Source organism: Flavobacterium nitrogenifigens, assembly GCF_003254565.1.
GTDB lineage: Bacteria > Bacteroidota > Bacteroidia > Flavobacteriales > Flavobacteriaceae > Flavobacterium > Flavobacterium nitrogenifigens.
This window is the reverse complement of sequence record NZ_QJRI01000177.1, coordinates 114,366-136,606: the sequence shown is the minus strand read 5'-3', so window position 1 is coordinate 136,606 and position 22,241 is coordinate 114,366. Positions and strand designations below refer to the sequence as shown.

The following is a 22,241-nucleotide window of genomic DNA, read 5'->3' as shown; positions in this document are numbered from 1 at the left end:
TGAATAGCCCCTAGCTTTAGCTAGGGGAATAAGATTTGAATAAGAAAAGGGCTTTAGCCAAACCTATAAAGTTTGGCTAAAGCCCTTTTAATTGTGATTATGTTTTCATCCAGCTAAAGCTGGACGCTATTGATTTGTTAAGTGTTTATATGTCAGTATTTTATTATAGAAAAGCTGTTTTTGTTTACGCTTTTGTCTTATCTTTGATAGACAGCCAATTAAAAATATTTTTATTGGCAATTCAAGGTAAGCTGAAAACTTTATAGAGTAGGCAAGATTTTAAAATAGTATTATGGAACATTCTTTATTTAAAAAAGTGAAAGCAGCAATTGATTATTGGTACATTCCGTTATTAGTGGGAATACTTTTTGTAATCATCGGATTTTGGTCTTTTGCCACACCAGTAAAAGCTTATTTAACACTAGCATTTTTATTTAGTGTGTCGTTTCTGGTTAGCGGAATTTTTGAAATTATTTTTGCACTTTCAAACAGAAAAAAAATAGACAATTGGGGCTGGACGCTAGTATCAGGAATTATAGGTTTGGGTGTTGGAATAGTATTAATTGCTAATCCGTTGGTTTCGGTAACACTTTTGCCACTCTATGTTGGATTGGCTATTTTATTTCGTTCTGTAATGGCTATTTTTATGGCTTTTAATTTAAAAAGCTATTCGGTTCCAGATTGGAAAAATCTTTTAGGATTAGGGATTTTGGGACTGTTATTCTCATTTCTGTTATTATGGAATCCTGTTTTTGCAGGACTTTCAATAGTATATTGGACTGCTTTTGCTTTCATCGCAAGCGGTATTTTCTATATTTATTTTTCTTTCAAACTGAAAAGACTACATGATTTAGAATAAAGAATATAGTTTGTTCTTTAGCGTTTAATAAATTAAAAAAGAATTAGATTTTAATTTTCTCCCGCAGATTTAGCAGATTCGGTAGATTTTTTATCTCCTAAATCTGTTAAATCTGCTGGAGTTTTTTTTACCTTTAAAATCTATTAAAACTCCAATTTATAAATTACTACAATGAAATATAACAGATGTGGAAAAAGCGGTTTATTACTGCCTGAAATTTCTTTAGGATTATGGCACAACTTTGGTTCGGTTGATAATTTCGAAAATGCCGAAAGCATTGCTATTGAAGCTTTTGATAAAGGAATTACGCACTTTGATCTAGCGAATAATTACGGACCAGTTCCAGGTTCTGCCGAGGAAAATTTTGGTAAAATCTTATGGCATAATTTTCAGGGAAATCTGCGTGATGAAATCGTAATTTCTACTAAAGCGGGTTATACGATGTGGAAAGGGCCTTATGGAGATTGGGGTTCACGTAAATATCTTTTATCTAGTTTGGATCAAAGTTTAAAGCGAATGAGTATTGATTATGTCGATATTTTTTACTCACATCGTCCTGATCCAGAAACGCCGATTGAGGAAACGATGATGGCTTTGGATCACGCTGTTAGAAGCGGAAAAGCGTTGTATGTTGGAATCAGTAATTATTCTGCTGAGCAAACCAGAGTTGCGGTTGATGTTTTGAAACAATTGGGAACACCATGTTTGATTCATCAAGCAAAATATTCCATGTTGGAACGTTGGGTTGAAAATGGTTTATTGGATGTTCTAGAAGAAAAAGGAGTAGGGTGTATCGCTTTTTCGCCTTTGGCACAAGGACTTTTAACGGATAAATATTTAAACGGAATTCCGGAAAATTCGAGAGCACATAATCCAAACGGACATTTGAGAGAAGATGAGGTTACGCAGGAAAGAATTCAGAAATTAATTCAGCTGAATGAAATTGCTCAAAATAGAAATCAGTCTTTGGCGCAAATGGCTTTGGCTTGGTTGCAGAAAGACAAACGAATTACTTCTGTTTTAATCGGAGCGAGCTCTGTAAAACAATTGTGTAATAATATTGATTGTCTTCAAAACACTGAATTTTCGCAGGATGAATTGAATGCAATTGAAAAAATATTAGCATAATTTTTATTATAACTAAACCCGACAGGTTTTAAAAATCTGTAGGGTTTGAAAATCTAGTAAAGATTAGTTTCTTATTTTATTTTTTCAATTTCAAATTATAATCTTTTACAATTTCTAATGTCGATTTATCTCCATTAAAAACAGAATTTAACCCTTGTGGTTCTTGTGGTGGATCTGTTGTGAAAGGTTCTCCGGGATTCCATTTTCCGTCCGGATGAATTGCTTTTCCTTCACCGCCATAACCCCAGAAATTGGCAGCTCTTAACGGGCCATTATTTTTAACGCTTTCAGCGACTCTACCGAAAATATAGCTGTAAAATTTATCTCTGTAAACAGAAGATGCTCCAGCATTTAAATTTTCGTTTTCTCTCGGAAGCCCAAATTCTTCAATGATAATAGGTCTTTTCAGATTGTTAGCAACTTTAATGTGATCATCAATATATTTACCAGCGTTTTCAATTGTTGCAGGTATTGTAGCTTCAGGATTATCAGCTTTAAACCAATTCCAGTTTTTAGGCCAGATATGCATGGTTAAATAATCAATATTTGGATTTTGATGTGTTCTTTCGAAGATTTCCATACTGTCGTTCGAACTATTTTTTCCTTCAGAGCCTGTAGAAACCAAATGGTTTTTGTCTAAACTATCAATCAAATCCACAATATTATTGAGCCATTTCGTGAATTTTGCTTCATTTTCTACCGTAAAAAGTCTAGGTTCATTTCCAACCTGCCACGACATAATCGTGTTGTCTTCGTTGTATTTCTTTTTAGAATAGGCATTTGTTCTGCCAATTATAAACTTCACATGATTGTTTAAAGCTTTCATACAAGGTTCGCAGCTGTGAAACTGTTCTGTATAAGACATAAACTGTGGCCAAGTATTCGGCGGAATATTCGGAACCGGAACTGGACCTTTGCCGTTCCATTCTAAATATTGCGACATTCCACCCGACCATTCCCAGTTGTTGGTTAGATACAAAACGGCATACATATTACGTTTGCCCATTTCGCTAATCAGAAAATCCAATCCGTCCAATAAATCTTCGTCGTATTTCCCTTGTTCGTATTGCAAGGCAGGACGAACTGTAAAATCGTATTTGCCTCCATCTGCGCCAACTAAAATACGCAAATTATCGATTCCGTTTTTTTTCATTAAATCCAGTTCACGCAAAAGCCTTTTGCGATCACCTATTTTTTTAGAAGCGAGCATGCTTCCGTACCAATAATTGGTTCCAATATAAGCATAAGGTTTATCGCCTTTAAAGAATTCATTTCCTTTTACGGTAATTTTTTCCTGTGCCTGACAAGCAAGTATGGAAAAAATTATAGAAAAGCTAAAGGTTTTAAGAAGTTTGTTTTTCATGGTCTGTTTTTTTTAGGAGTAAAACCCGACAGGTTTTGAGTATTTTCATTTTGGCATTTCATACATCTTTGGAAGAGAATTTACCAAAGCTGATCTTGTTTTTGAACTGTAAGTTTTAAAATCTACAGCGTTAGATGCGGTATTATTCGGAGTATAATAGCCATCTGTATTATTATTCCAAAACATCATGTAACTTATCTCAATATCATTTTTTGTTAATGCACTGTATAATAAAGTCGAAAACCAATTTGCAATTGCCGGAGTTGTGTTTGTTACGCGATAACCTGTTTCAGTCAAGGCTGCGATTTTTACTTTTGCTTTAGCGTAATCAGAAAGTATTTTAAGTTTTGAATTTGCTTTGTCAGCTCCGGTTTGTCCCTGGTTGTTGAAATCTCCATAATTGTCCGTTCCAATAATATCAACATATTTGTCGCCTGGATATTGGCTTAAATAATTCGCTTCGGTTGTATAAGAGTTGTCAGGAGAAAAAGCATATAAAATGTTGTGAACACCTTTTACGTTTTTTAAATAATCAACTGTAAATTGATATGCTTTTTTGTATTCATCGGCGGTGCAAAAATCAGCTCCCCACCAAAACCAGCTTCCGTCAAATTCGTGAAAAGGTCTGAAAATTATCGGAATCAATTCGCCGTTTGCCCCTTTTAAACTGGAAACAACACTGGCAATTTTGTCTAATTTTTTCTTATACCATTCGTTGTTGGCCCCGCCAGGCAAAATACTTTTGAAAGCCACAGCTTTTTCTTCAGCTGACATATCTGCCGCATAAAAAGATTCTTCTTTAAAAGGTTCTCTCAAATGCCAGCAGAAAGTATTGATCATACCTTTTGCGTAAGCATTTTTTGTATCGGCAATAATTTTTTGTTCCTGTTGATAGAACCAGTTATCAGCTTGTTCGTTATTGTTTTTATCGGTAATAAACATAAAATCTGAACCCAGAATGGCAGGGTCATATCCAGTATTTTTTTTAATGTCTGATTCTCCGCCTGCATCCTGATAGAAACTGTTAAAAGCATCCTGCTGGCCAATCGCAGTTTTGGTTCTAGATAGTCTTTTTAAATTGTAAAATAAAGCAACAGTTTCTTTTGAAGCATTTGCATCAACCATATAATTAGCGGTATTCGATGTAGTTAAAGGATCGTCCTGCATAGGATGGTCTATTATTATGCCGACTGAATCTTCTTCTTTATCGGATGAGCAGCTTATGATAGTTAAAATCGAACAGCTGAGAAATGCTATTTTAAGAAATGTTGTTTTCAATTTTTAAGCTTTAATTCGGTTAATAAGTTCTAAACAGGCTCTGCCGTTGTGATAAGGACATTTCCAGAATCCAGCTTTGTCTTTTTGCATTACAGAATAATCGCTGTAAACTCCCCAAAACCATTCGCCGTTTTGTGAATCTATGATGTGTTTTTTAATAAATTTCCAATTTCTGTAAACGATATCTAGATATTCTTCTTTTCCAGTCAATTGATAAGCATTATAAAAACCAATTAAAGCTTCGGCTTGTGGCCACCAGTGCTTTTCGGCAATTAATTTTTCTTTTTCAGGATCAAATTCGTACCATAAACCGCCATCAGCATCTAAACCTTCTTTGGTTACTTCAGCAATTTGAATGGCATGTTTTTTATAATTGGCAATCAGGGTTTCATTTCCTGAAATTTCGGCGCATTGCTGCAAAAGCCAAGCTGCTTCAATATCATGTCCGTACGAAATAACATCTGGTTTTTCTTTCCAGTTTTCATCAAAAAACAAGCGCAAATGTCCCGTTTCGGTATTGATAAAATATTTTTCGATGGTTTCTAGTAATTCGATGATAGTTGCAAGCAGTTTTTCATCTTTCCAAACCTTGTATAGATTCGCATAACCTTCAATAATGTGAAGATGCGTATTCATAGTTTTCTTTTCGTTGGCGTCTTTTGCGCTCAAACGCAGATCTTCAATGGGCTGCCAGTCTCTTGTGAAAGCTTCAAAATAACCTTTGTTTATAGGATCATAACTATGTTCCTGAATTTTTTGATACAAATTCTTAGCTATTTCTAAAGCTTTTTCGTCATCTGAAATGGAATAATATTCAGATAATCCATAAATAGCAAAAGCTAAAGCATAAATCTGATTTTTGGTGTCTTTTGGAGTTTTATCCTCATTTATACTCCAAAAAAGACCTCCAAACTGTGTGTCATAAAAATAAGCTGCAAGAAACTCAAATGCCCTTTCGGCCAGTTTTTTGTGGTTTTCGTTTTTTGTGGTTTTGTAACTGGCAGAAAACGTCCAAAGAATTCGGGCATTAAGAACCGAACCTTTTTCTGCTTTAGCAATTATGTGATCGTTAAAATCAATTTGGCCTACAAAACCGCCATTTTGATCATCAATAGTACATTCTGACCAATATTTAAGAATGGAATCTAGTTCTGTGGTTAGTTCTGATTTTAAAAGCTTAAGTTGTAATGACACGGTATTTTAGATTGCGTTATTTTTTTCGATTTGATTAATGATAGTTTGTACTGAACCCGCAGAAATAAAAGTGTCTGCAGGAGTATTAATTACATAATCAACCAATTTATCAACTGTAGAAACTGCTACGTGCATTCTTGTATCTGACGATGCGTAGTAGATGTAAACTGTTCCGTTTTCACCTTCAATCCATCCATTAGAAAACAAAACATTCGACACGTCGCCAACTCTTTCAATTCCTTCAGGCCCCATAAAATGTCCAGCTGGAACGTGCGTAACTTTAGAAATATCATTCAAATCGGTCATGAACATGTATAAAGTATAGCGTAATCCTGCAGCAGTATTACGTACACCGTGCGCTAAATGCAACCAGCCTTTTGAAGTTTTAATTGGAGCTGGCCCCAAACCGTTTTTCAATTCATAAATAGTATGATATTGTTTTCCGAAAATAATTTTTTCGTCTTTAACAATCGGGTTTTTCATGTCATCAATATACCCTAAACCGATTCCGCCACCAGATCCGACATCAATAAAACCGTCTTGCGGACGTGTATATAAAGAATATTTTCCGTTTACAAATTCTGGGTGTAAAACTACATTTCGCTGTTGTCCTGTATTCGAAATCAAATCTGGAAGCCTTTCCCAGTTTACTAAATCTTTAGAACGTACAATTCCTGCATTGGCAACAGCTGAACTTGTATCGCCTTTTGGAGCTTTTGGATCTTTTCTTTCGGTGCAGAAAATTCCATAAACAAATCCGTCTTCATGGTTTATTAAACGCATGTCGTACACATTTGTATCAGGTTCTTCGGTTTGTGGTATTACGCAAGGTTTGTCCCAAAATTTGAAATTATCTATTCCGTTTGGACTTTCCGCAATGGCAAAAAACGATTTTCTGTCAATTCCTTCTACACGAACAGCAAGTAGATATTTTCCGTTCCATTTCATTGCCCCAGCATTGAAAGCTGCATTTACGCCAATTCGTTCCTGTAAAAACGGATTTGTTTTTTCATTAAAATCAAAGCGCCAGTTTAACGGAACGTGAGAAGCGGTAACAACAGGATTTTTGTAACGTTCGTAAATACCGTTTCCTGCAATTTCTTGAGGTTCATTTTTTTGCTCAATAAGCGTTTTATGTTCGTTTTCTAATGCCAATTTTCTTTCTTGAAAATTGACTGAAGATGTTATTGTTGTCATATAAATTAATTCTTTGTCTTTGGTTTTTTAATGATTTTGATCTCTCTTTTCGTTTAAATCCTGTTCTATAATCTGTAATTTTTCTTCTGATAATGGGTAAAATGCTATAAAAGCTACTGATATTGCAGCCGCAATTGCGGGTAGTATACTTAACATTAATTGAATTCCGTTTTGAGCTGTTGCCGTCTGTTCAACATTGGCCTGAAAACCAAAATAACCTAAAAGCCATCCTGCGCCCGCACCACCAATGGTCCAGCCAAATTTTTGTGACATTGAGGATGCTGAAAATACCAATCCCGTTGCTCTACGTCCTTGTTTCCATTCAGAATAATCGGCACTATCGGCATACATTGACCAGATTAATGGGAAAATACAGCCTGCACAAATACTGATTAGAACTTGGAAACTCATGATTAAGAAAACATCTTCTTTTCCGAATAGGTAGAAAACTAGGCTTAAGATTGCTGCTAAAGCCATTGCGCCAAAAAAGGTTTTCTTTTTACCTATTTTATTGGCAATTGGCGTTGCAATGATAACTCCGATAATATTTGCTGCTTGGCCAAGAACCAAGTAAATAGAAGTTGGTGTCATATGAAAATCGGTTCCGAAAAGTGAAAAATCGAAATTTACAGAACTGCTTACATAATATTTAAAGTAGTAAACCGCAGCTCCATCTCGTATGGAATTGAATACCAAAGCGCCAATTCCAGCTCCTAGTAAAATCCACCAAGGTTTATTTTTCCAAAGATCTTTTAAATCTTCTTTTAAGTTATTTTTTTCGTCTGCAATGGGTTTGATTCTTTCTTTTGTGAATGCAAAACAAGCCCAGAAAAATGCAGTGGTAATGAATCCGAAAACGGCAATTGTAGCGAGCCAACCTGTTTTAGAATTTAAATTACCTCCAAAATAATTTACTAAAGGTTCAATTAGCCAAAGTGCCAATAAACTTCCTCCAAAAGCAAAAACCATTCTGTAAGACGAAAGTGTATTTCTTTCTTTTCGATCGGAAGACATTACGCCCAAAAGCGATGCGTAAGGAACGTTGATTAGAGAATAAATCATCATCATTAAGGAATAAGTCACATAAGCGTAGATGATTTTTCCTTTTTCGTCAAAATCTGGAGTGTAGAAAGTTAAAACTCCAATCACGGCAAAAGGTATGGCTACCCAAAGTAAGTATGGTCTAAATTTTCCCCATTTGCTTTTGGTTCTATCGGCTAGAATTCCAACAATTGGGTCAAAACAAGAATCCCAGATTCGGGTAATTAAAAACATGGTTCCCACTACAGCAGGTGCCAATCCGAAAACGTCGGTGTAGAAAAACAGGAGATACATACTGAAAATTTTCCAGAACATAGATGAGGCGGCATCTCCTAGTCCGTAACCGATTTTTTCTTTTAAACTAATTTTGTCGTGCATTGGTTATTTTTTAAGGTTGTAATTTGTTTCGGGCGGTTATTTTAGTTTTTTCTGAATGTCTTTTTCAAATATAGTCTGATCGAGATTATAAAAATCAACAAAATCTTTTTCGCTTACTTGTCCACTAAATGGCGCATAATAATGCATTTTCTGTTCTTTTTCCTGCCAGCCGTGATTTCTCCACAACAAAACATAAGATATTTTATAATCTCCAATGGCTTTTAGTAAAGTTCCTGTCCACCATTTTGGATCTGGAATGGCTTCATAACCAGCCTCAGCCAAGGCAATCAATTTATGTTTTTTTGTACTGATTTCATTGAGTATTTTGAATTGGTTTTGAACTTCATTGATAAATTTTTCACCATTTGGATCATCATTATTTTGGTAAGTGTCAAAACTTAAAATATCGGCATAATTATCTCCAGGATAATTGGCTAAGAAATCGGCTTCACTGCTAAAACTTCCTGTGTTGTAAATATATATTAGATTGTGAACACCTTTTTTCTGAAGGTAATCGACTGTAAATTTCCAAGTGGTTTTAAATTCTTCAGGAGTACAATTTCCTTTTCCCCACCAAAACCATCCGCCGGTCAATTCATGAAAAGGTCTGAAAAGAATAGGAACATTTTTTCCGTTTTTATCTTTTAAAGACAAAAAGAAAGTTGCTGCTTTATCTAGCCAAGAAGTGAATTTTTTATGGTTTTCGGCTCCTGGTAAAATGGTTTTTAAAGAATTTGGAACATTATTCCAAGCGTTTTTCCCAGTTGCGGGATTATCAAAATGCCAACTTATAGTAGAAATTCCGCCTCTGGCATTGGCATCAATAATATATTGTTTCATTTTACTGAAAGGAACGCCATCAATATTATTAGGTTTATCATTTTCTAAACCAGCAATGTCCCATCCGTAAACTGCAGGATAATCTCCTACAACATCTTTTACATCGCTTCGCCCGTCTTCATATTTCCATTTCACGCCATAAGCCAGATCGTCTTGATGGCCAAATAGGAATCCTTTTTGAGATAATGTATTTAAATTTTTATAAAGTGATTGAGTTTCTGGAGTGGCTTTTTTATCTGAAAGTGACAAAATAGTATTACTGTTGCTTTTTTGCGATTCGCACGAAGCGCTTATAAAAACAGCAGTTAGAAGCATGATAAAATGTTTTTTCATTGTCGGATTATTGATTGTTATGGCGCTAAATGCTAAAGTTACAATGATTTATGATTTTAAAATCTATTGGTTTTTTTGTTAGAAAATTCTTCAGCGATTTGTCTTTAAAATTATTAAAACTATAAAAAGATATTCGATTAAAAATGATTAATGATTATTATTAATATTCTTTTTAAAGAAATGATAATTAATTTTTTCAAAGATAAACGGATGATTTAACTGTAATTAATATTATTTTATCAATTATATATCATATTATTGCAGTCGAAAAAAAAGAATATTGCCTTTCTGAAAAATACTTTTTAATATGAGTACTACGAAAAATTTTTATAGAGAAATAGCTCCGCTTGCTGCAAGTGACAGCTTTTTGGTTTTTGATCGTGTAAAAGATAGTTTCGATTTTCCAGTCCATTATCATCCAGAATTTGAGATCAATTTTATCTTAAATGGAAAAGGAGTAAAGCGTGTTGTGGGAGATAATATTGAAGAAATCGATAATGTAGAATTGGTTTTGATTGGGCCAAATTTATATCACGGATGGGAGCTCAATAAATGCACAAATAAAAAAATCCATGAAATAACCATACAGTTTCATAATGATTTATTTCATGAATCTTTGCTTGCAAGACGTATCATGAATCCGATTCGAGATATGTTTAACCGATCTATTCATGGAATTTTGTTTTCAAAAAAAACGGCTGAAGAGCTAACTCCAAGGCTTGTGAGGCTTTCTAAATTGGATGGTATGGATTATTTTCTAGAAATTACTTCTTTATTATATGATCTGGCTAATTCTAGAAATCAGCGCTTGCTTTCGACATATACGGTAGACTACGATACGTTTGATGATTACGATAAAATGAAATTGGTTTACGAGTATGTGCAGAAAAATTTTGCAGAAAAAATTACTTTAGAAGATGCGGCAAATGTGGCGAGCATGTCTATTATTTCTTTTAATCGATTTATTAAAAAGCGTACAGGAAAAACTTTTGTTAATTATATAAATGACATTCGAATTGGTTATGCTGCTCGCTGGCTGGTGGAGAAAGATATGAGTGTTTCTGAGGTAGCTTTTAAATCGGGCTTTAATAATATTGCAAACTTCAATCGCAGTTTTAAAGCAACAAAAAATTGTACGCCAAGTCAATATCGCGAAGAATTTTCAGGCTTGAAGCGTATTTTATAGTGATACTTTTTTATCATTAATAAATATTATTTTTAACGAAAACGTTTGCTTTTCGAGATTTCATTGGTTTTTATTCATTGTTTAGGTTCTTTTTGAGAGTTGTTATTGCGAATAATTTAATTTTTACGTGATTTTATTTTTATATATGTTTTTTTAATCGTTTACAGTAAAAATATTATCATTAAATGATATAATATTATCGATTTGATAATTCTCTCTGTTATAGATTTGTTAAATAATTTAAAAGTAATAATTACCATGGCATTTACTTTTTGATTATGCAATAAACGAATTTAACTAACCAAACATTATTATGAAAAAACTAATGACTAACTTTCTTCATTGGAATGCTAACCACAGAGCGGTTCCTTTGATTTTATTCTTGCTGCTGACTAGTAATTTTATTACTGCTCAGGTTAAAATAACAGGAGTAGTGTCTGATGATAAAGGAATGACAATTCCTGGAGCCAATATTTCTGTTGTTGGATCTAAAAATACTGCATCTTCAGACTTTGATGGTAAATATAGTATTGATGCTCCTTCAAATGGGACGTTGCTAGTCTCTTTTATCGGTTTCGATTCTCAAAAAATTGCCATTGCTGGCAAAACTAAAATCAATATTTCTTTAAAACCATCTTCAGAAGACTTAAAAGAGGTTGTTGTAATTGGATACGGAACTCAGAAAAAGAAAGATGTAAATGGTGCTATTTCTTCTGTTAGATCAAAAGATATTGAAAACTTAAAACAGGTTTCTATTGATCAGATGCTTCAGGGTAAGGCTGCTGGGGTTTCGGTAACAAATAACTCTGGCCAGCCTGGTGGTGCAGCTTCTGTGAGAGTTCGTGGAACAACTTCTATTACAGGAACAAATGAGCCTTTATACGTAATTGATGGTGTGCCAATTTCTGGAGATGCAACTGGTAAATCTACGAGCGGACAGACTTTGGCTGGTAAAGACGGATTTTCTGCTTCTGGAGGAAGCGGTAATACAGCTATGAGTCCGTTGTCTATGATTAATCCAAATGATATTGAATCGATGGATATCTTGAAAGATGCTTCGGCAACTGCCATTTATGGATCTCGTGGGGCAAATGGTGTTATTATTATCACAACTAAATCAGGTAAAAAAGGTGGTGGAAAAGTGTCGTATGAGAACTATACTTCTTTTGCAACAGTAAGCAATAAATTGGATGTTTTAAATTTGTCAGAATATGCAACTTTAAAAACCAATCTTGCTAAACAATGGGGTTTTCAGACTCGTCAGGAGTTTTCTCACCCAGAATTGTTAGGGCCTGGCACAAATTGGCAAAATGAAGTATATAGAACGGCTATTTCTAATAGTCATCAGCTTTCATTTTCTGGTGCAAAAGATGGAACAAGCTATTATTTGTCTGGAAGTTATTTAGATAATGAGGGAACTATTATAAATTCTGGATTAAAGAGATATACTGTCAGATTGAATTTAGATTCAAAAATTAAATCTTGGTTAAGAGTTGGTGGAAATTTAACAGGAGGTATTACAAACGAAAGAATTACAGTAAACCAAAGTTATTCAGGGTTAATTTCTAATACATTATTACAATCTCCTGATATTCCAGTTAGAAATGTTGATGGCTCATTTGCAGGTCCACCATCTTCTGAACAAAGCGTTACCTATTATAACCCTGTGGCAGAGGCGTTGACGAGAGATAATAAATTGGTTAGAAAAAATTTCTTAGGAAATGTTTATGCTGAGGCAGATATTTTTAAAGGATTAAAGTACCGCATTGAAATTGCAGCAAATACAGAGTTTTCTGAAAATGATGACTTCAGACCATCTTATGCATGGGGAAGCCAAGTGAATTTATTAGCAGATTTAGATGTAAGAAGACAAAATTGGTATTCTACAAATATTAAAAATTTATTGACTTATGATAGAGCTTTTGGCAAGCACAAAATAACACTTTTGGCAGGTCAGGAAGCAAATGATTCTCATTGGGAAGGTTTAATTGCATCTGCGCAAGGGTTTAAAACAAATTCAATTCATACTATTAATTTAGCTGATGTTGATAACAATACTATAACGCAATACAAAGGAAGTGCTTCGCTTTCGTCTTTATTTGCTCGTATTATTTATGATTTTAATGATAAATATAGTATTACGGCTTCTATAAGACAGGACGTTTCATCTAAGTTTGATCCTACTACAGATAACCAAAAAGGGGTTTTTAACGCTATTTCGGGTTCATGGAAATTATCTAATGAGTCTTTTATGGAAGGAACTCGTAAATATGTAGACAATATTAAATTTAGAGTGGGTTATGGGGAAACTGGAAATCAGCAGATTCCAAATAACAGTTACTCTGCAATGTTAGGAACGCAGAATTCAGGTTTAGGAAGCGGATTCTTGCCATCAAATTACCCGAATCCAAATTTGGTTTGGGAATCTTTGAATCAGACTAACTTAGGTATAGATTTTACACTGCTGAATAATAAACTTTCTGCAAGTTTTGATGTTTATGACAAAAAATCTAAAGGTTTCTTGTTTCAAGTACCATTGCCTTTATATCTGACAGGTGGTGGAGGTCAGTACGGAGGAGTTTCTGCGCCATACTCTAACTTGGGAACTATGAGTAATAAAGGTTATGATATTACGGTTGGATACGATTTAAGATCGTCTGGAAACTTCAATTGGGATGCATCTTTGGTTGTTTCTCATTACAAAAATAATCTAGACGAAATTGCTAACGGAATCGTGTTAACTCAAGAGGTGAATACCAACGGATATCAGCCAGTTGTAGTTACCAATACCACAATTGGAAACCCAATTGGGTTATTCTACGGATATAAAACAGATGGAATTTTTAAGGATCAGACAGTTTTAGACAATGCGCCAATACAATTTGGTCAAGCGGTAGGAACTGGAGCTGGAGAAACAGCTTTGGGAGATGTTAAATATGTGGATGTAAATGGAGATGGGAAAATTGATGCAAATGATAAAACATTCATTGGGAATCCGCATCCAAAATTCACTTACGGGTTTACAAATAATTTCAAATATAAAAACGTAGATCTTTCTATTTTTCTTCAAGGTTCATACGGAAATGATGTCATGAATTTGACTAGAAGAGCTGGTACAACAAATGCTTCTTTATATGACAATCAATTGGTGGAAGCAATGGATTATTATTCTCCAACAAATACAGCAAGTAATAACCCAAGACCAATTGCAGATTCTTCAAATAATAACCTTCTTATTTCAGATCGTTATGTTGAAGATGGATCATACTTAAGAATTCAGAATATTACGCTAGGGTATTCTTTACCGCAAGATGTAATTTCAAAATATAAAATATCAAGATTAAGATTATACGGGTCTGCTCAGAACCTATATACGTTTACAAACTATTCAGGTTACGATCCAGAGATTGGTTCATTTAATCAGAATGTACTTTTATCAGGAATTGACAACGGAAGATATCCGGTAGCGAGAACATTTTTAATTGGACTTAACCTAGAATTTTAAAAATTAAAGAAAAATGAAAAAGAAATCTTTTTTAAATAGATATAGCCTGCTTTTTATGGCAGTGGCATTTTTGACTTTCGGATCTTGTCAGGATGATTTTACTGACAGGCCTTCTGAAGATGGAATAAGTTTGGATTCGTATTACAGCACAGATGAACAAGTATCATCGGCAACAAATGGTATGTATAGCAGAACTTGGTTTCAAATGTATAACAAATTCTGGTGGGCGCTAGAAGTAGGATCTGGAAACATGTACTCTGGTTCTCCTGACGTAAGCGGATTGAGAACTTTTTCTTTAAACGGAAGTGATCCAGAATTGGTAAATGGCTGGTCATCTTTATGGGCAAACGTACAACAGTCTAATATGATTATTAACTTTCTTGCTGCAAGAGTAGGGCCAGGTGTTTCTCAAGATGTTTTGAATAATACTATTGGAGAAGCTTATTTTATGAGAGCCACTGCTTATTTTGATTTAGTGAGACTTTGGGGACCAGTGCCAATTATTGAAAATCCATTAGATTATACAAGTAATCCTTATGTAAATACAAACCCAGTTGAAGATATTTATAAATTAATCACATCAGATTATTTAAAGGCGATTGATTTATTGGTGGCAAAAAACAGAGGAACAAATTATGCAAATAATGGGCATGTTTCTAAAGGTTCTGCAAAAGCGATGCTAGCAAAAGCGTATTTGTATCAAAAAGACTATGCAAAAGCAAGAGCAATGGCAGAAGAGGTGATCAATAGCGGTGAGTTTAAACTTTTAGGAGGGGCTCAGCTTCCTGGGAAAAGTTTTGGTGATTTGTTTACCTATGCTAACAACAATAATGAAGAATCCATTTTTGCTATTCAATGGAAAGGAGATGGAGCTTACGGATCTGCAAATAACTGTAACACACAATTCGGATTCCAAGACGGCACATTGTCAACTTCTAATGCGTCTTATGCTGGAGTTTTTGGCCCGAGCCAAGAAGTTATGCTGTCTTTATATGGTGCTGGAGATTTAAGAAAGCATGAAACAGTAATGATTGGCGGTGATACTTATCCAAATATTAAAACGACACAAGGAATAGGGTTTACAGTTCCATCAGGTAAAGATCTTGCTCAGGCGTCTGGCGGAGCAATTAAAAAATATTGCATTGGTGTGGTTAACGGAAATGTTACAGGTCAGGCAGATGGATGGGCAATGATGGATAACAATACTTATGTAATGCGTTATGCCGAATTGTTGTTAATTCATGCAGAAGCGGTGTTGGCTGGAGGTGCAAGCACATCAGACGCATCGGCTTTAAGTTCAATCAATGCGGTAAGAAAGAGAGCAGGTTTGGCAGCTTTAACTTCAATTACTTTTGATGATATATTTTTAGAAAGAAGAAAAGAATTATGTTTTGAAGGAGATTATTGGTTTGATCTAGGACGTATAGACAAAGCAAAAGCAATTGCAATTATGTCAGCACAAAATAGAGGGGACAGATACGGAGAACGTCATTATACGCCAGTTTATAGTGAAGATCACGCAACAAATGATTTCTATATGGATTATCCAGATAACGAAGTGGCTAAAAACCCTAAGTTATTGCAGGCTCCAGTTCCATATACTTTTAAATAATTCCTAAAAATTAGACTAATATGAAAAATATAAAAATAAAATACCTTTTGCCTTTCTTTGCAATGGCATTTATGGTACTGAGCGTGTTTTCGTCATGTGATAATGATGATTCTTCAGGAAGTTCTGGAGCGCCAGTCATTACAAGTGTAGCAAAATCTGTTGAAGGCGATTTGGTTCCTGTTACAATTGGAGATCCTAAAAACTATTATATTATTCAGGGAAAAGGGCTTTCTGGTGTTACCAAAATTTACTTTAATGATTTTGATACCTATTTTAATCCTACGTTGGTTACCGATACTGCAATTTTTGTTTTAATCGATGAAAAAACACCTTATGCAGATGCAAGCAATAAATTGAAATTGGTTACAAAACGAGGAACGGTTTTATATGATTTTATTATAGCGCCTCCAACACCAAAATTTGGAAGTTATAATCCGATAAATGCTGCAGCTGGTGATGTGGTTACCATTTATGGAGATTATTTTCTTGACCCTGTAGTTAAGGTTGGAACTGTACAGGCAGAAATAGTTTCTTCGTCATTAACAGAGATTAAATTTAAAATGCCTGCAAATTCGGCAGATAAATATGTAAGTGTTACTAATATCTCAGGAACTACAACATCTGAAGAAGCGGTTGGGTCAGCTTTATATGATGATGTTCTTCAAGGCGATGCTGGACATTGGATGTGGAGCGGAAGCGATACTTTTGATACTAATTTTAAAGATGATGTAGTGCAGGGCCAAGCAGCGATTAAATTTGTTTTTGGCGGATGGAATGGAGCTGATATGAAGTTTAACTCAAGAGATGTTTCTAAATATAAAGCCTTTAGAGTAAAAGTAAAAAGTGTTTCTACTAATACAGATGCCAGTGTGATATTTGTTTTTGGCGGATGGGCTTATCAAATTAAAAAGCCATTAACAAACAAATGGACGACTATCGAAATTCCGTTTTCTGACATCGGAAATCCAACAACATTTGATCAGCTGACTCTTCAAGAATCTGGAAATTTTGGAGGAAATACAATTCTTATGGATGACATGGGATTTGTTTTAAAATAGAAGTAAAGAATCTATTTTGGTTTTAGTTTTGTTTAAATATTCCCTAATCTACTCAATTAGGGAATATTTTTTTGTGATACATTTAAATTTAATAGGATGAAAAAAATAATTTTATTATTCTCTCTGTGCTTTTCAATTTTCAGTTTCGGTCAGGGAAATACGCATACACAAACGGGCGGAAAATACGAAGGGTTGGCAATGACTCCGCCGATGGGATGGAATTCGTGGAATACTTTTGCAACCAATATTGATGAAAAATTAGTAAAAGAAACCGCAGATATTATGGTCACTTCGGGTTTAGCAGCTGCTGGTTATAATTATATTGTTTTAGATGATGGCTGGATGACGCATGAGCGAGATGCAAATGGTGATTTAGTGCCAGATCCAGAAAAATTTCCAAACGGAATGAAAGTGCTTATTGATTATGTGCATAACAAAGGTCTGAAATTTGGCTTGTATAATTGCGCTGGAACCAAAACCTGTGCAGGTTATCCAGGAACAAGAGGTTATGAATATCAGGATGCTAGATTTTATGCAAAACTCGGAATCGATTTTTTAAAATACGATTGGTGTAATACAGAAGGAATCACGGCAAAAGAAGCTTACACAACAATGAGCAATGCATTAAAAACAGCTGGAAGGCCAATTGTGTTTAGTCTTTGCGAATGGGGAGACAATCAGCCGTGGGAATGGGGAAAACCAGTTGGAAATCTGTGGAGAATTTCGGGAGATATATACCCATGTTTTGACTGCGAATTCAAACACCCAGAAAATTGGTCGTCTTGGGGATTCATGAAAATCGCCGATATGAGAAAAGATATTCGTAAATATTCAGGTCCAGATCATTGGAATGATTTTGATATGATGGAAGTTGGAAACGAAATGAACGATACCGAAGACAAAACGCATTTTGCGATGTGGTGTATGCTTTCTTCGCCTTTATTTACTGGAAACGATTATAGAAAAATGTCAAAAGAAACTTTGGCAATTTTAACCAATAAAGAACTTCTTGCTGTAAATCAGGATAAACTTGGAATTCAGGGTTTTAAATATACTATCTTAGATGGGGTAGAAGTGTGGGTAAAACCTCTTTCTGACGGTGCTTGGGCAGTGAGTTTTGTAAATAGAACCGAAACTTCAAAAAAGGTTACTTTCAATTGGAATAAAAATAATTTAAAAGATGCTGATTTTGGTTATGAAGCTGATTTTAGCAAAACAATCTTCAAAATAAAAGACCTTTGGAAAAACAAAGAAGCAGGAAATACCAAGAAACCTTTTAGTGCAGAAATTGCTTCACATGATGTTGTTACCCTAAAACTAATTCCTTAAAACTAATATGTTATGAAATCAAAGTTCTGTTTTGCTGCTTTTTTTCTTTTACTGATTGTAAATATTTCAAAAGCGCAATTTGTTAAAAAACATGGTCAATTAAGCGTTCTTGGAACTCAACTTGTAGATAAAGATAATAATCCAGTTGTGCTTCGAGGATTAAGTTTTGGGTGGCATAGCATGTGGCCGAGATTTTATAATGAAAAAGCAGTGAGCTGGCTAAAAAAGGATTTTAATTGTAATGTCGTTCGTGCTGCAATGGGAATCGAACTTGGCGATTACTCCTATATAAAGGATCCAGAATTTTCTAAAGAGAAAATAGAGGCGGTTGTAAATGGCGCCATAAAATCGGATATCTATGTCATTATAGATTGGCATAGCCATAATATAAATTTGAAAGAGGCCAAACAGTTTTTTGCAGAGATGTCAAAAAAGTACGCCAAGTATCCTAATATTATATACGAAGTGTTTAATGAGCCTGATTATGAAACTTGGTGGGAAGTAAAAAATTACGCAGAAGAAGTAATTCGAGTAATTCGTGAAAACGATCCTAATAATATTATTCTAGTTGGCTGTCCGCATTGGGATCAGGACATCGATCTTCCAGCCGAAGATCCGATAAGAGGTTATACTAATATAATGTATACCATGCATTTTTATGCTGCAACACATGGCAAAGAATTAAGAGATAGAACCGATTTGGCTATTAAGAGAGGGTTGCCAGTTTTTATTTCGGAATCTGCTGGAATGGAAGCCTCTGGCGATGGACCTCTCAATTATAAAGCTTGGCAAGAATACATAGATTGGATGGAAGCTCGAAAACTAAGCTGGATAACTTGGTCCGTATCTGATAAAGATGAAACGTGTTCTATTTTAAAAAAATCTGCTAAATCGGATGGGAAATGGAAGGATGAGGATTTAAAAGATTCGGGAATTAAAGTCCGTGAATATTTAAGGAAATACAATAAAGAAGAATAGATCATTCGAGTAGTTTATATAAAAGCCCGTTCACTTAAATGAACGGGCTTTTTTGATTTTTCTATATTATAAACTGTGCTTTTCAGATCGCAATCAAGAGGTGTTTTGTAAGGTTGTTATTTGTAAGAATTTAGTTTACTTTAAAATGGTTTTTAAGTTGTCTTTTTTTGAAAGTGTTTGGAGTCTATTATTTCTAATATTTTTTATATACCCCTATTTTTTTAGGGGTATTTTATTTTTATATATGTTTTGATGTTAGTTTTAGTTTGATTTTTGTAGTAATTTTTACTTTAACCTATTATAAATTTTGAAAATCGACTATAAATGTGTTGTTGAATTTTCAAAAACAATTATCGATAAATGTCAAATCACGATTATTGGCGATATAATTTTTGTAATCCATAATTCTTCGTCTAAAACGTCAAAAAAGCAGTTTTGAATTATTCTACTCATACAAAAGTTAATAAATTCGCTAATGAAAATGATGATGATTTGAAGGGCGCATGAAAGGTTTTAGAAATGACTTATGCTATTAAATAGATATATAAAAGATTAACTAACCAGAATCAATTAATAACTAAAAACCAAATTAAAACATGAAAAAAGCATTTCACATTTTAGCCGCGATGTTAACAAGTTCTTTTGCCTTTGCCCAAGAAGAGGAAGCAGCAGCTCCCCCAGCAACCACATGGGGAGGTTCTGCAGATGCGTACTATAAATATGATTTTTCAAAACAAATGAATGGATTAACGAGCTTCACCAACTCACAGAATTCATTCGAGTTGGGAATGGCGTCGATAGAAGCGAGTCATACTTTTGGAAAAGCTTCCGTTTTTGTAGACTTAGGTTTCGGAAAAAGAGCAGCAGAGTTTTCGTATAATGAAACACCAGATAAAGATGCAAGTGCAAAATTTATGATTAAACAATTATTCTTTACATACAATTTAACTGATGAATTTAAAGTTGTAGCGGGTAGTTTCGGAACCCATATTGGTTATGAGGTATTAGATGCCGTAGATAACAAAAACTACAGTATGTCTTATGCGTTTTCTTATGGGCCATTTTTTAATACAGGGGTTAAAGCACAATATACTTCTGGTAAATTTACAGCGATGTTAGGTTTAACCAACCCAACAGACTTTAAATCGGCTATGGATGCAGGTTCATACCAAAAAACGTTCATTGGACAAGTAGGATATATTGGAGATACAGGAAGTGCTTATTTGAATTTTACGACAGGAAGTACTAACCCAATACCAGGAAGTACGATTCCGGTTTCAGACGAAAACAAAACACAGTTTGATTTAACAGCTTCTAAAGCAATTTCAGATAGTTTTTCGCTTGGCTTAAACGCAACTTATGCTAAAACGACAAATGATTTTGATAGTAATTTAGATGGAGATTGGTTTTCTTTAGTAGGATATGCTACTTACACTTTCAAACCATCTTTACTTTTAGCTTACAGAATGGAATATTTTGATGCAAAAGATGCAGCACCAAGTTTAGGAACCTTAGCAGGGTCAAATGTATTTGCTAATACAGTTTCGTTAAACTACAAAGTTGGAAAACTAACTATAATTCCTGAGCTAAGATACGATGCAGCGTCTGAAGATATATTTTTAGATAAAGATGCGTTACCAACAGGCGGAAGTTTCTATGCCTTAATTGCAACAACATACTCTTTCTAGAGATAAAGATTGATATTTTTTTTTTTTTTTTGGAGCTGTCGAAACATATTAATGTTTTGGCAGCTTTTTTATTTGTTTCAGGTTTCAAGTTTCAGGTTTCAAGTTTCAAGTTTGAGGTTTGAGGTTTGAAGTTTGAGGTTTGAAGTTTCAGGTTCGAAGTTGAATAGTCGATAATCATTCCGTAGGAATGTTTTGTTGGTAGAATTGAATTGATTGTCGTGCGGTTATACGTTCCGTAGGAACGTTTGATTTGTAGGTTGAAAACAAGAAATCTTTCATAATAAACCATAAAAAAAAGGGTTTCTGTATTTTTTACAGAAACCCTTTTTTTGTTTAATTGTTGAGGTTTTATTGAACCTGTTTTTTATAAATCGAATAAATAGCATCAATTGTTTTTCTATCTAAAACTGAAGTTGCGTCGGTTTGAATATAATGCAATTTAAATGCTTGAATTGCCGCGGTCAAATTTTTAGTGTTGTAACCGATAATTCTCAATGCGGGTTCAATTTTAAAATCAAATGGTGCAGGTTCTAAGACTTCGTCTGGCCAGATTCCGAATCCTTTTTCTGCTAAGGTTTTCCAAGGAAATAAAGCGCTTGGATCTTGTTTTCTTCCAGGAGCAATATCTGCGTGACCTAAAAAGTTTTGTGTCGGAATATTATAATCTTTTTTTAATTTGGTTAACAGAGCTACCAAACTGCTGATTTGAGCTTCTGTAAAAGGTTTAAATCCGTTATTGTCTAGTTCAATACCGATAGAACAAGAGTTTAAATCGGTTACTTTTCCCCAAGTAGAATTTCCAGCATGCCAAGCTCTTAAATAGTCATTCAGCATTTGCACTACTTTTCCGTTTTCAGAAATGATATAGTGTGCACTTACTTGAGTCTTTGTTTTAGTAAAAGTATTTATCGTCTGCTGCAAAGAATCTTGAGCCGTATGATGAATAATAACAAAGCTTGGTTTTCTTAAATTGAAATTTACCGTACCAATCCATTCCGTGTTAATGCCGTTTTGCAAATAAGTTGAATTTGTTTTAGATAAGGTGTCTTTTACAATTCTCAGTTGCTGCGCATACGAAGTATCAATAACAACAGGTGAAACTGCCGGAATTGTTTTAGCTTCTTTACTTGTAATCTGGTTTTCCAAATTTTTCAGCTGCTGATCATAAGCTTTTTCAGTATTCTTGTACGGATTTGTCGAACAAGCACTGGCAATAACAGCTAAAATCAGATAACAAAAATGCTTTTTTGTCATAATTCGTTGTTTTATAGGTT

Annotated in this window: 16 protein-coding genes; 9 read left to right on the top strand and 7 right to left on the bottom strand. The window is 34.3% G+C overall.

Translation table 11 applies throughout. The annotated features are described in order from the left end of the window. Positions 1 to 292: 292 nt before the first annotated feature. Complete coding sequence (locus DM397_RS15095) at positions 293 to 859, top strand: HdeD family acid-resistance protein (protein ID WP_111378334.1); 567 nt, start codon at positions 293 to 295, stop codon at positions 857 to 859. Positions 860 to 1,030: 171 nt separating this feature from the next. Then, positions 1,031 to 1,987 carry an L-glyceraldehyde 3-phosphate reductase gene (mgrA, locus tag DM397_RS15090; protein ID WP_111378333.1) on the top strand — a complete coding sequence of 319 codons (957 nt, stop codon included), beginning with the start codon at positions 1,031 to 1,033 and terminating at the stop codon, positions 1,985 to 1,987. 76 nt (positions 1,988 to 2,063) lie between these two features. Here the strand turns inward: mgrA and DM397_RS15085 are convergent, their stop codons facing one another. The 6 genes from DM397_RS15085 to DM397_RS15060 are packed head-to-tail and all read right to left on the bottom strand — an operon-like array spanning position 2,064 to position 9,611. Next, entirely contained in the window at positions 2,064 to 3,350 is a 1,287-nt protein-coding gene (locus DM397_RS15085) for a glycoside hydrolase 5 family protein (RefSeq protein WP_111378332.1), read from the bottom strand. Positions 3,351 to 3,395: 45 nt separating this feature from the next. Beyond that, entirely contained in the window at positions 3,396 to 4,628 is a 1,233-nt protein-coding gene (locus DM397_RS15080; protein ID WP_111378331.1) for a glycoside hydrolase family 26 protein, read from the bottom strand. Positions 4,629 to 4,631: 3 nt separating this feature from the next. Further along, positions 4,632 to 5,822 carry an AGE family epimerase/isomerase gene (locus DM397_RS15075; protein WP_111378330.1) on the bottom strand — a complete coding sequence of 397 codons (1,191 nt, stop codon included), beginning with the start codon at positions 5,820 to 5,822 and terminating at the stop codon, positions 4,632 to 4,634. A gap of 6 nt (positions 5,823 to 5,828) precedes the next feature. Beyond that, entirely contained in the window at positions 5,829 to 7,019 is a 1,191-nt protein-coding gene (locus tag DM397_RS15070) for a glycoside hydrolase family 130 protein (RefSeq protein ID WP_111378329.1), read from the bottom strand. A 27-nt stretch (positions 7,020 to 7,046) separates the two neighbouring features. Continuing rightward, the gene (locus tag DM397_RS15065; RefSeq protein WP_111378328.1) at positions 7,047 to 8,438 is read right to left on the bottom strand and encodes an MFS transporter; all 1,392 of its coding nucleotides are present in this window, start codon (positions 8,436 to 8,438) and stop codon (positions 7,047 to 7,049) included. Between the two features lie 36 nt (positions 8,439 to 8,474). Further along, complete coding sequence (locus DM397_RS15060) at positions 8,475 to 9,611, bottom strand: glycoside hydrolase family 26 protein (RefSeq protein ID WP_239457862.1); 1,137 nt, start codon at positions 9,609 to 9,611, stop codon at positions 8,475 to 8,477. Between the two features lie 307 nt (positions 9,612 to 9,918). On the opposite strand from DM397_RS15060, the gene DM397_RS15055 reads away from it, so the two are divergent. From DM397_RS15055 to DM397_RS15025, 7 genes are all read left to right on the top strand, one after another. After that, positions 9,919 to 10,797, top strand: a complete 879-nt coding sequence (locus tag DM397_RS15055; RefSeq protein WP_111378327.1) for an AraC family transcriptional regulator — start codon at positions 9,919 to 9,921, stop codon at positions 10,795 to 10,797. 313 nt (positions 10,798 to 11,110) lie between these two features. Next, on the top strand, positions 11,111 to 14,302 hold the full coding sequence (locus DM397_RS15050) for a SusC/RagA family TonB-linked outer membrane protein (RefSeq protein WP_111378326.1): 3,192 nt from the start codon (positions 11,111 to 11,113) through the stop codon (positions 14,300 to 14,302). 13 nt (positions 14,303 to 14,315) lie between these two features. Then, a complete protein-coding gene (locus DM397_RS15045; RefSeq protein WP_111378325.1) occupies positions 14,316 to 15,914 on the top strand; it encodes a RagB/SusD family nutrient uptake outer membrane protein in 1,599 nt (532 codons plus the stop codon). 20 nt (positions 15,915 to 15,934) lie between these two features. Next, positions 15,935 to 16,972 (top strand): IPT/TIG domain-containing protein, encoded by a 1,038-nt coding sequence (locus tag DM397_RS15040; protein WP_111378324.1) that lies wholly within the window; start codon positions 15,935 to 15,937, stop codon positions 16,970 to 16,972. Between the two features lie 96 nt (positions 16,973 to 17,068). Continuing rightward, the gene (locus DM397_RS15035; protein WP_111378323.1) at positions 17,069 to 18,301 is read left to right on the top strand and encodes a glycoside hydrolase family 27 protein; all 1,233 of its coding nucleotides are present in this window, start codon (positions 17,069 to 17,071) and stop codon (positions 18,299 to 18,301) included. A gap of 12 nt (positions 18,302 to 18,313) precedes the next feature. Further along, positions 18,314 to 19,279, top strand: coding sequence for a glycoside hydrolase family 5 protein (locus DM397_RS15030; protein ID WP_111378322.1), 966 nt, complete (start codon positions 18,314 to 18,316; stop codon positions 19,277 to 19,279). 596 nt (positions 19,280 to 19,875) lie between these two features. Continuing rightward, positions 19,876 to 20,967: an outer membrane beta-barrel protein gene (locus tag DM397_RS15025; RefSeq protein ID WP_111378321.1), complete on the top strand. Its 1,092-nt coding sequence runs from the start codon at positions 19,876 to 19,878 to the stop codon at positions 20,965 to 20,967. Positions 20,968 to 21,315: 348 nt separating this feature from the next. On the opposite strand, the gene DM397_RS15020 is transcribed toward DM397_RS15025, so the two are convergent. Further along, complete coding sequence (locus DM397_RS15020; protein ID WP_111378320.1) at positions 21,316 to 22,221, bottom strand: N-acetylmuramoyl-L-alanine amidase; 906 nt, start codon at positions 22,219 to 22,221, stop codon at positions 21,316 to 21,318. Positions 22,222 to 22,241 lie beyond the last annotated feature (20 nt).

Coding starts and splice junctions, on each gene's coding strand:
- DM397_RS15050 (WP_111378326.1), top strand. CDS start 11,111: ATGAAAAAACTAATGACTAACTTTCTTCATTGGAATGCTAACCACAGA.
- DM397_RS15065 (WP_111378328.1), bottom strand. CDS start 8,438: ATGCACGACAAAATTAGTTTAAAAGAAAAAATCGGTTACGGACTAGGA.
- DM397_RS15045 (WP_111378325.1), top strand. CDS start 14,316: ATGAAAAAGAAATCTTTTTTAAATAGATATAGCCTGCTTTTTATGGCA.
- DM397_RS15055 (WP_111378327.1), top strand. CDS start 9,919: ATGAGTACTACGAAAAATTTTTATAGAGAAATAGCTCCGCTTGCTGCA.
- DM397_RS15025 (WP_111378321.1), top strand. CDS start 19,876: ATGAAAAAAGCATTTCACATTTTAGCCGCGATGTTAACAAGTTCTTTT.
- mgrA (WP_111378333.1), top strand. CDS start 1,031: ATGAAATATAACAGATGTGGAAAAAGCGGTTTATTACTGCCTGAAATT.
- DM397_RS15030 (WP_111378322.1), top strand. CDS start 18,314: ATGAAATCAAAGTTCTGTTTTGCTGCTTTTTTTCTTTTACTGATTGTA.
- DM397_RS15070 (WP_111378329.1), bottom strand. CDS start 7,019: ATGACAACAATAACATCTTCAGTCAATTTTCAAGAAAGAAAATTGGCA.
- DM397_RS15040 (WP_111378324.1), top strand. CDS start 15,935: ATGAAAAATATAAAAATAAAATACCTTTTGCCTTTCTTTGCAATGGCA.
- DM397_RS15095 (WP_111378334.1), top strand. CDS start 293: ATGGAACATTCTTTATTTAAAAAAGTGAAAGCAGCAATTGATTATTGG.
- DM397_RS15035 (WP_111378323.1), top strand. CDS start 17,069: ATGAAAAAAATAATTTTATTATTCTCTCTGTGCTTTTCAATTTTCAGT.
- DM397_RS15020 (WP_111378320.1), bottom strand. CDS start 22,221: ATGACAAAAAAGCATTTTTGTTATCTGATTTTAGCTGTTATTGCCAGT.
- DM397_RS15060 (WP_239457862.1), bottom strand. CDS start 9,611: ATGAAAAAACATTTTATCATGCTTCTAACTGCTGTTTTTATAAGCGCT.
- DM397_RS15085 (WP_111378332.1), bottom strand. CDS start 3,350: ATGAAAAACAAACTTCTTAAAACCTTTAGCTTTTCTATAATTTTTTCC.